The organism is Streptomyces sp. V4I2 (genome assembly GCF_030817655.1).
Classification (GTDB): Bacteria; Actinomycetota; Actinomycetes; order Streptomycetales; family Streptomycetaceae; genus Streptomyces; species Streptomyces plumbiresistens.
On the sequence record NZ_JAUSZM010000003.1, the window covers coordinates 10,649,665 to 10,658,170 of the forward strand.

The 8,506-nt window shown below is 69.1% G+C and carries 5 protein-coding genes and 2 pseudogenes; 2 read left to right on the plus strand and 5 right to left on the minus strand.

What is annotated here, in order from left to right; translation table 11 throughout:
• Position 1 precedes the first annotated feature (1 nt).
• The 3 genes and pseudogenes from QFZ76_RS49985 to QFZ76_RS49995 form a co-directional block, all read right to left on the minus strand.
• A pseudogene (locus tag QFZ76_RS49985) lies at positions 2 to 256 on the minus strand (IS30 family transposase); the annotation flags it as partial.
• Positions 257 to 261: 5 nt separating this feature from the next.
• Positions 262 to 825, minus strand: a pseudogene (locus QFZ76_RS49990) (transposase); the annotation flags it as partial.
• On the minus strand, positions 806 to 943 hold the full coding sequence (locus tag QFZ76_RS49995) for a transposase (protein WP_307679881.1): 138 nt from the start codon (positions 941 to 943) through the stop codon (positions 806 to 808). The gene QFZ76_RS49995 and the pseudogene QFZ76_RS49990, both read right to left, overlap by 20 nt.
• A gap of 135 nt (positions 944 to 1,078) precedes the next feature.
• Between QFZ76_RS49995 and QFZ76_RS50000 the strand changes: the two genes are divergently transcribed.
• Complete coding sequence (locus QFZ76_RS50000) at positions 1,079 to 2,308, plus strand: IS701 family transposase (protein ID WP_307679882.1); 1,230 nt, start codon at positions 1,079 to 1,081, stop codon at positions 2,306 to 2,308.
• 156 nt (positions 2,309 to 2,464) lie between these two features.
• On the opposite strand, the gene QFZ76_RS50005 is transcribed toward QFZ76_RS50000, so the two are convergent.
• Together QFZ76_RS50005 and QFZ76_RS50010 are read right to left on the minus strand one after the other, a co-directional pair.
• Positions 2,465 to 4,249: an ABC transporter permease subunit gene (locus QFZ76_RS50005; RefSeq protein WP_307679883.1), complete on the minus strand. Its 1,785-nt coding sequence runs from the start codon at positions 4,247 to 4,249 to the stop codon at positions 2,465 to 2,467.
• The gene (locus QFZ76_RS50010) at positions 4,246 to 5,769 is read right to left on the minus strand and encodes an ABC transporter substrate-binding protein (protein WP_307679884.1); all 1,524 of its coding nucleotides are present in this window, start codon (positions 5,767 to 5,769) and stop codon (positions 4,246 to 4,248) included. Before QFZ76_RS50010 ends, QFZ76_RS50005 begins: the two co-directional genes overlap by 4 nt.
• A 955-nt stretch (positions 5,770 to 6,724) precedes the next feature.
• On the opposite strand from QFZ76_RS50010, the gene ltrA reads away from it, so the two are divergent.
• The gene (gene ltrA, locus QFZ76_RS50015) at positions 6,725 to 8,200 is read left to right on the plus strand and encodes a group II intron reverse transcriptase/maturase (RefSeq protein ID WP_307671949.1); all 1,476 of its coding nucleotides are present in this window, start codon (positions 6,725 to 6,727) and stop codon (positions 8,198 to 8,200) included.
• Positions 8,201 to 8,506 lie beyond the last annotated feature (306 nt).

Consider the following 8,506-nt stretch of genomic DNA (forward strand, 5'->3'; position numbering starts at 1 on the left):
TTCAACCAGTCGTTGCAACACCGGGCTGTTGCAGCGAGCGTAGCTGTTCTTCGAAGACCTCGGCCGGCGTCCGCCAACCCAGGACTTTGCGGGGCCGGTTGTTGATGGCCATGGCGACGGCTTCGAGGTCCGTGAACGACCAGCGGGAGAGATCGGTGCCCTTCGGGAAGTACTGGCGCAGCAGCCCGTTCGTGTTCTCGTTCGTCGGTCGTTGCCATGGCGAGTGCGGATCGGCGAAGAAAACCTTCGTCCCGGTTCGGCGGGCTGGGCGGTATGGCGGGAAGAAATCCCCACCGCATAGGGCAGCTTGCGTTCCTCCAGGCCCAGCCGGAAGGCGGCGGCATCGCCGTATCCGGCGTCCGCGACGACCAAGGGGACGTCGATGCCCCACGACCGGGTCTCGTCGATCATGTCCAGGGCCAGCTGCCACTTCTCCACATGCCCCGCCTGGGCGGGAATCCCGCACCGGCCGCGGCGGGCGATCTTGTCCGCATCGGCCTCCGGCGAGTCGGGATCCCAGGATGCGGGCAGGAACAGCCGCCAGTTAACGGCCGCGGAGGCACGGTCGTTGGCCAGGTGCAGCGAGACGCCCACCTGGCAGTTGGTGACCTTGCCCGCGGTGCCGGTGTACTGCCGCGACACACACGCCGAAGCATCCCCGTCCTTCAAAAAGCCGGTGTCATCGACGATCAACGCCTCGGGACCGATCGCCTCGTGCATCCTCCAGGCCAGCCGGGCCCGCACGTGCGCGGGATCCCACGGGCTGGACGTGATGAAGTGCGCCAGCGCCTGCCGGTTGCCGTCCTCACCCAGACGGGCCGCCATTCGGTTCCACCGACTTACGCTGCCCGTCCAGCAGCAGCCCGCGCACATACGCCTGCCCCCACCGCCGCTGATCCGCACGGAAGAACCCGTCGAACAACCCCGCCGCGAACGCCTCCAAGTCCCCGGACCGAGGCCATCTCCTCAGGTGTCACACCATTTCCAACGACACTCACGCAGCATGAGACACGCATGCGCAAGTGAAGATGACCAAGCCCGACTAGGCGTTTGCGCTGATCAAGAGCATGTTGGGTGTGTGGACACGCATGAAGTGAACCGATTACGGGCCGCGTTGGGGCTGTTCGTGGAGGATGTGTTCGCCTCGGTGCCGCGCAAGGATCAGCGGGCCAGGGGTGAGTGCTATCTGCGGGGGCTGATGCTGGACGGCCGGCGCAAGTCGATCCAGCCGATGGCCCAGCGGCTGCCGGACGGGAATATGCAGGCCCTGCAGCAGTTCGTCAACCAGTCGCCGTGGCCGTGGACGCCGGTGCGGCGGCGGATCGCCGAGCGGCTGGTCCAGGTGGTCAAGCCCGAGGTGTGGGTCATCGATGACGTGTCGTTTCCCAAGTGCGGGCGGGCATCGGTGGGGGTGGCCCGGCAGTACTGCGGGGCGTTGGGCAAGCGGGCCAACTGCCAGGTCGCCGTCAGCGTGCACGCGGCCACCGATCGTGCTTCCTGCCCGCTGGAATGGGAGCTGTTCCTGCCCGAGGAATGGGCCCACGACACCCAGCGACGCACGGCCGCGGGCGTGCCCGACGAGGTCGGGCATGTGACCAAGCCCCGTCTCGCCCTGGGGCTGCTGGAGAAGCTGGCGGCCTGGCTGCCGTCGGTGCCGGTGATCGTGGCCGACTGCGGCTACGGCCGCAGCGTGTCCTTCCGCCTGGCCCTGGAGGCACGCGGCTGGTCCTACGTCATGGCTGTTGAGTCCAAGGAGGTTGCCCGGCCCGCCGCTGCCGAGCCGCATCTGCCGCCCTACTCGGGGCTGGGCCCGCCCACGCTGCCCCGCTACCGCGAGCCGGCCCGCCCCCTGCACCACCTGATCGATGCAGGCACCCGTTTCGAAACCGTCACCTGGCGCCAGGGCAGCAAGGGGCCGATGACCTCACGCTTTGCGGTGCTCGAGGTGCGGCCGTCGGGCAAGGAAGCCACCCGCACGGCGCAGGAACACGCCGACGGACGCAGCCGATGGAACGGCGTGCTGCCGCTGCGGACCCTGCTGGTCGAACAACCGGACACGGCGACTGAACCCACCGGCTACTGGATGACCAACCTGCCCGCCACCACCCCGATCGCCGATCTGGTGCGCTTCGCCAAGATGCGCTGGCGCATCGAGCACGACTACCGCGAGCTCAAACACGGCCTGGGCCTGGACCACTTCGAAGGCCGCACCTGGCGCGGCTGGCACCACCACGTCACCCTCGTCACCGCCGCCCAGGCCTTCCTCACCCTGCGGCGCTACGCCCCAAAAGCCCGCACGAAAGCCTGACCCTCTACCAAGTCCTCGACACGCTCCAGGACCTGCTGCGGTGCTGGAACGGCACCTGCACCACCTGCGGCCGCCCCCTCACCGCAGGCAGAAACAGAACCAGAACCTAACGAAGCACTACTAGGCCCAAAGTGACCGTGGTTCGGCCTCTGTACATCAAGCAGGTGCGGCTTCGGCAGTACGACGTCGGCGCGGGCCGCGCCCCGTCGCCGTGCCGGAGATGGCGAGGACAGAGAGAAGGACGAGTGCCGTGGCGGGGCCGAGTACGGTCCATGGGGCCAGTTCGGCGTACGGCTGATTCTCCGACAGCAGGCGGCCCCATTCCGGGGTGGGCGGTTGTTCGCCCAGGCCGAGGAAGCCGAGGGAGGCGAGTACGAGGACCGTGGTGGGCAGTCGGAGCAGTGCGTTGCGTACCATTGCGGGCAGGACAGCGGGCAGCAGGTGGTGGCGCAGAAGGTAGGCGGGGCCGGCGCCGAAGGAGAGCGACGCGAGCATATGGCCGCTGGCCCGTTCCTGTTCGAGCAGGGCGGCGGTCTGGGCGGCGTACGGGGTCCAGGCCACCAGGCACACCGCGCACGCGGCCCCGAGGACCGACGGTCCGGTGACCGCGGTGGTGAGCAGTCCGGCGAGAACGGCGGGCAGCGTCGAGACCACTTCGGTGAGGCCCGCGCCCAGTTGGGTGGCCGCGCCGATGACGAGTCCGACGAGGGCGCTGACGGCGGTCACCGCGAGGGCGATGCCGACCGTGCGCAGGGCTCCGTGGCCCAGCCGGGCCAGCAGGTCGCGGCCGAGGGAGTCGGTGCCGAGGGGGTGCGCGGCGGAGGGTGGCAGCAGTCGGGCCGCCGTGTCCACGTGGAGGGGGTCTCGGAGGAGGCCGGCCACGACCAGGGTGAGCAGGGCGAGGGCGCAGAATCCCATGGCCCAGGGCAGCGACCGTGACCGCGGGAGGGCGGGCGGATGCAGCACGGGCAGGGCTCCGTCCCGCAGGGCCGGGCCGAGCAGTGCGCGGCGCGCGGCCTGGATCAGGAGGCCGGCACCGACGCCGAGCAGGATCAGGGCCAGCGTCGCGGTCTGCAGCGGTGGCAGGTCCTGGGCGATGGCGGCGTCGAGCGAGAGACGGCCCAGACCCGGGATGTTGAAGATCTTCTCCACCGCGACCGCGCCGCCGACCAACGCGACGACGGTGGGCAGGAGTTGTGGGAGCACTCCGGACAGGGCGCGGCGCAGTGCGGTGCGGGCGATGCGGCCGGGTGCGAGTCCGTGGGCACGCCAGGTCCGTGCCCACGGCTCGTGGAACGCGGCGGGCAGCGACTGGTCGAGCAGTCCGCCGATCATCGCCCCGGAGGGGACGCCGAGGGCGAGCGCGGGCAGCACCATCGATTGCGGCCCCTCCCAGCCCTGCGACGGGTACCAGCCGAGCCATACCCCGCAGACGGTCGCGAGCACCGAGGCGAGGAGGAACTTGGGCAGCGCCGCCAGCACGGCCGCCCCGACGCCCACCCGCTTTTGCCGGAGCTGTCGACGGGAGCCGAAGTACAGCGTGCGCGCACACACCAGCGCGGCAACGACGGCCGTGACGGCCAGCGCGCCGAGCATCAGCGTCACGGAGACCGCGAGGGCGGTCGTCACCTGCGGCAGCACGGGCTCACCGGACACCCAGGACGCGCCCGCGTTCCCGCGTACGAGTCCCCCCAGCCATTGCGCGAGATGCGCGAATGGGCCCTCGTCCAGCCCCAGTTGTTCGCGTACGGCGGTCAGCTGGGCCGGCGTCGGGTCCTGGTCGGCGGAGCGGGCCCGCAGGACGGTCAGGGCGGGGTCGGTGCCGGAGAGCCAGGGCAGGAAGGCGACGGCGGTGAGGAGCGCGGCCCCCGCGGTGATACGGCCGGCCGCCGACCGCCACGAGAACGGGCGGTCGGCGGCACGGCTGTGACCGAGGCTCACTTCAGGTGGGTGTCGATGTCGATGAGGGAGCGCTCGCGGGGGTCGAGGAGCACGCCCTCGACGTCGGCGGCGATGCCCTGCACGGCCTGCTCGTGGACCAGCGGTACGACGGCGTCGGTGCGCAGGATCCCCGCCTCGGCCTGCATGATCTTCTGCTGTCGCTTGGCCGTGTCGCCTTCCTCGGCGGCCGCCTTGATGGCCTGATCGACCTTGGTGTCCTTCAGGCCGGCGATGTTGTAGACGCCGCTGCTCGTGAAGTCGCTGGCGAGGTAGGCGACCGCGTCGCCGGTGTCGAGGAGGGTGACGCGAGAGAAGATGAGGGCGTCGTACTTGCCGGCCAGGAGGTCGGCCTCCATCTGCGTGTACTCGCGCACGTCCTGCTTCACGGTGAACCCGGCCTTTTCCAGCTGCTGCTGGAGCACGGTCGCGGCCTCGGGCAGCTCGGAGCGGTTGGTGTAGGTGGCCAGGCGCAGGGTCTTGCCCTTCGTTCCGGACTTCACCTGCGCGGCGCTAGCGGCCTTCGCCCGGCCGGTCACCGCGACGCGTTGGTCGGCGGCCCAGGAGACGGCAGGTCCGAACAGTCCCTGCGCGGGGTCGGCGTAGCCGCCGAAGACGGAGTCGACGAGGACGCTGCCGTCCACAGCCTCGCGGGCGGTGGCGCGCAGCGAGGCATCGGTGAAGATGCCGCTGCCGGTGTTGAGGATCAGGCTGTCGGTGCGCACGGAAGGCACTTCGTGGCGGGTATCGGCGTCGAGGAGTTTGGCCTGGGCGGTGGGGATCCACTCGGCGATGTCGACGTCGCCGCTGCGCAGGGCGTTGGCGCGGGCGGTGCCGTCGGAGATCCAGCTGACGTCGATGCCGGGCGCCTTGGCCTTGCCGCCCCAGTAGCCGTCGTAGCGGTCGAGGGTGGCCTTGGTCTTGCCGGTGAGCTTGGTGATCTCGAAGGGGCCGCTGCCGGTGCCGACGGGGCTGACAGCGCCGTCGGCGGCGTACGCCTTCTCGGCGAGGATGCCGAGGGCGGGGCTGGCGAGCCGCAGCGGGAGGACCGGGTCTGCGGTCTTGGTGGTGATGGTGACGGTGTCCGCGTCGTCGGCTTTGGCGGTGAGCGTCACATCGCTGAGCACGCGCGGCTTGGTCTCGGCCTTGTTCGCGTGGTCGAGCGCGTTGACGACCGAGGCGGCGGTGACGTCGGTGCCGTCCTGGAAGGTGGCCTTGCGCAGCTCGAACACCCAGGTCGTGGCGTTCTTCTGGGTCCAGGACTTGGCGAGGGCGGGCTTGGCTGCGCCGTCCTTGTCCAGGGCGGTTAGCCCCTCGGCTACGGAGAGCTTGCTCAGCACGGTGGCGTCGTTGCTGTACGGCGACAGGGCCTGCACCGGCGGCACGGCGAGGGCGACCCGCAGACGGCCGGAGTCTCCCGCCCCCTCGCCGGTGCCCGAGCCGTCCTCGCCGGCGGCGAAGCAACCGGCCAGCAACGGGGTGAGGGCGAGAGCCGTCAGGAGGCGGCGGGGAATGGTGCGCATGGTCGGTCCTGTCGTGCGGCGAGCAGAGCACGCCCCCGGCAACGCGAACTGCGACAACCGGGGGCTCGATCCACAGAATATAAGGCAAGGCTTGCCAAACTCCCGCCGGGTGGGTTAAGTCTCAACTATCGAGATCTCCTACAGGTCGACGCCGGTGAGGCCAGCCAGCCCCGTCGACCTACGCCGCCCGTTCTCCCGGTGAACTCGTGGGGGAACGGTCGGCAGCCAGAGCGTGTACGCGCGCGGCACTCTGGCCGGATCCCCGCTGTCCAGAGGGGGTAGGGGGCCTTTCGAGCGTCGGAGTGGCGTTGAAGTCGCATGCTGCCGAAAATGGGCTCTGGCACAGATCTTGTTTGCGCCGTGAGGCGCTGTTGGTTCGAGTGGAGGTGGAAAACCTGCGCCAACGCCCTGTCGCAGCAGGGTTGTTGAAGCTGAGGGCAGCCTGATCCGGGTGGTGCCGGGGAGGGCAGGAAGCAGCCCTGACAAAGCCGGGACGTGCCAGTACTGCCAGATGGTGCGGGTCCGGCGAGCGTGATGGAGAGGAGTACGCGAGGAACCGGCGTTTTTTTTACGTCTCTTAAAGCGACACCGGCTCGAACCTGGTGGATCTGGGCCGGGTGTGGCGCGTATCCGGGTCGCCCTTTCGGGTGATCCGGTGAACTCCTGGGGCGGTATTCAAGAGCTGCCCGGGAGGCCGTGGGGAAGGTCTGCGGCGTACTCGCGGCGATGCCACAGGGACACAGTCGGGCTCCTCCTTCATCGAGCGAACCACAGTGAACACGGGAACCGTCCCGGTCCTCGCCCCGCACGCCGCGCCCGGTGGTGGTGATGGGGCTGAGTCCACCGACGACTGATCGGTCCGTGACGGGGCGGAGCCGCCGTAGTACTCCGAGGCCGGGAAAGCCGGTCACATGGGGAAGGGCGGCAGCGGTTTCGAGAAGGGAAGGATGCTGCAATGCCGGAAGACGCGCCGCCGAACGGCGGTGCTCCGTCGACGGACCCCGAACTGGGGCCTCGTCAGCGGGTATCGGAGATGCAGGCCAAGCTTCACCGTTGGGCGGCGGCCGAACCGGGCCGCAGGTTCGACGACCTGTTCAACTTCGTGCACGACCCGGCCACCCTGCGCATCGCGTGGGACCGGGTCGCGGGTAATCAGGGAGCGCGGACTCCCGGCGTGGACGGCCGTACGGTCGTCTGGATCGAGTCCGAGATCGGCGTCCCCGTCTTCCTGGCCGAGGTGCGTGAGCGTCTCAAGGCACGGGCCTGGAGCCCGATGCCGGCACGCGAGCGCAAGATCCCCAAGCCTGGCGGCTCGGGGAAGGTCCGCAAGCTCGGGATTCCCCGGGTGGAGGACCGCCTGGTCCAGGCGGCACTGAAACTGGTGCTGGAGCCCATCTTCGAGGCCGACTTCGAGCCGGTCTCCTACGGGTTCCGTCCCGCCCGGCGGGCCCAGGACGCGATCGCCGAGATCCATTACTTCGGCACCCGAGGCTACCGATGGGTGCTGGACGCGGATATCGAGGCGGCCTTCGACAACGTCTCGCACCGCTCCGTCATGGACGCGGTGCGGGCCAGAGTCAAGGACAAGCGCGTACTGGAGCTGGTCAAGGCGTTCTTGAAGGCTGGTGTCCTCACCGAGGACGGCCAGTATCGGGACACCCACACCGGCACCCCGCAAGGCGGGATCCTCTCACCGCTGATCTTCAACATCGTCCTGTCGGCGCTCGATGAGCACCTGCACGGGCCGTGGAAGAGCGGCGGGGAGCTGAGCACCGGCTCCCGGCGGGACCGGCGTCGGTACCTGGGCCTGCCCAGGTGGCGGGTCGTTCGTTACGCGGACGACTTCGTCGTCCTCGTGCACGGCACCCGCGACGACGTCGAAACGCTGCGCGAAGACATCGCTCATGTGCTGGAGCCCTTGGGTCTTCGGCTGTCACCGGCCAAGACCCGCATCGTGCACATGAGCGACGGGTTCGACTTCTTGGGGTTCCGCATCCAGTGGCGCCGCAAGCAGGGAACCAGCGACAAGTGGTACGTCTACACCTTCATCGCCGACCGGCCCCTCCGGTCGTTGAAGGCGAAGATCCGTGCCCTGACGCACAGGACGTCGCAACACCCTCCCAGGGACGTGCTGATCCGGCTCAACCAGATCATGCGCGGCTGGGCCAACTACTTCAAGCACGCAGTAGCGAAACACACCTTCAGCAAACTGGAGTACTTCGTCTGGTGGCGGGTGGTCCGGTGGCTGAGAGCTCTGCATCGCTGGAGATGGAAGGACGTTCGCCGGTGGCTCGCCAACCCCCACGGGGGCTGGCGTCGCCCACATGCGGACGGGATCGAACTCTTCGACCTTGAGACGGTGACGGTTACCCGTTACCGCTACCGGGCGTCGAGGATCCCCAACCCCTGGGCCGGTATCAACCACACCTGACGGCAGAGACCGGGGAGAGCCCGTTGCGTTGAGAGGCGCACGGCGGGTTCGGCGAGAGGTCCGGAGAAACGGACCGGGAGCAATCCCGGCACCGCGCTCCGGGCCTACTCAGCGGAGCGTTCGCGGAGCGTCACTGGACAGGCCGCTTCGCAGCTTTGATCACACCTGTTCTTGGTAGATCCTGATTTCCGTGGGATGGAAGTTGCGGAGGATCGCCCAGAATTCGTGGAGGCCCAGGTCGTCGGCCCAGCGGTCGAGTTCGTCGTCGGTGTCGTGGAAGAACCAGGACTCGAAGTGCCCCAGTGA

Coding starts and splice junctions, on each gene's coding strand:
- QFZ76_RS50010 (WP_307679884.1), bottom strand. CDS start 5,769: ATGCGCACCATTCCCCGCCGCCTCCTGACGGCTCTCGCCCTCACCCCG.
- ltrA (WP_307671949.1), top strand. CDS start 6,725: ATGCCGGAAGACGCGCCGCCGAACGGCGGTGCTCCGTCGACGGACCCC.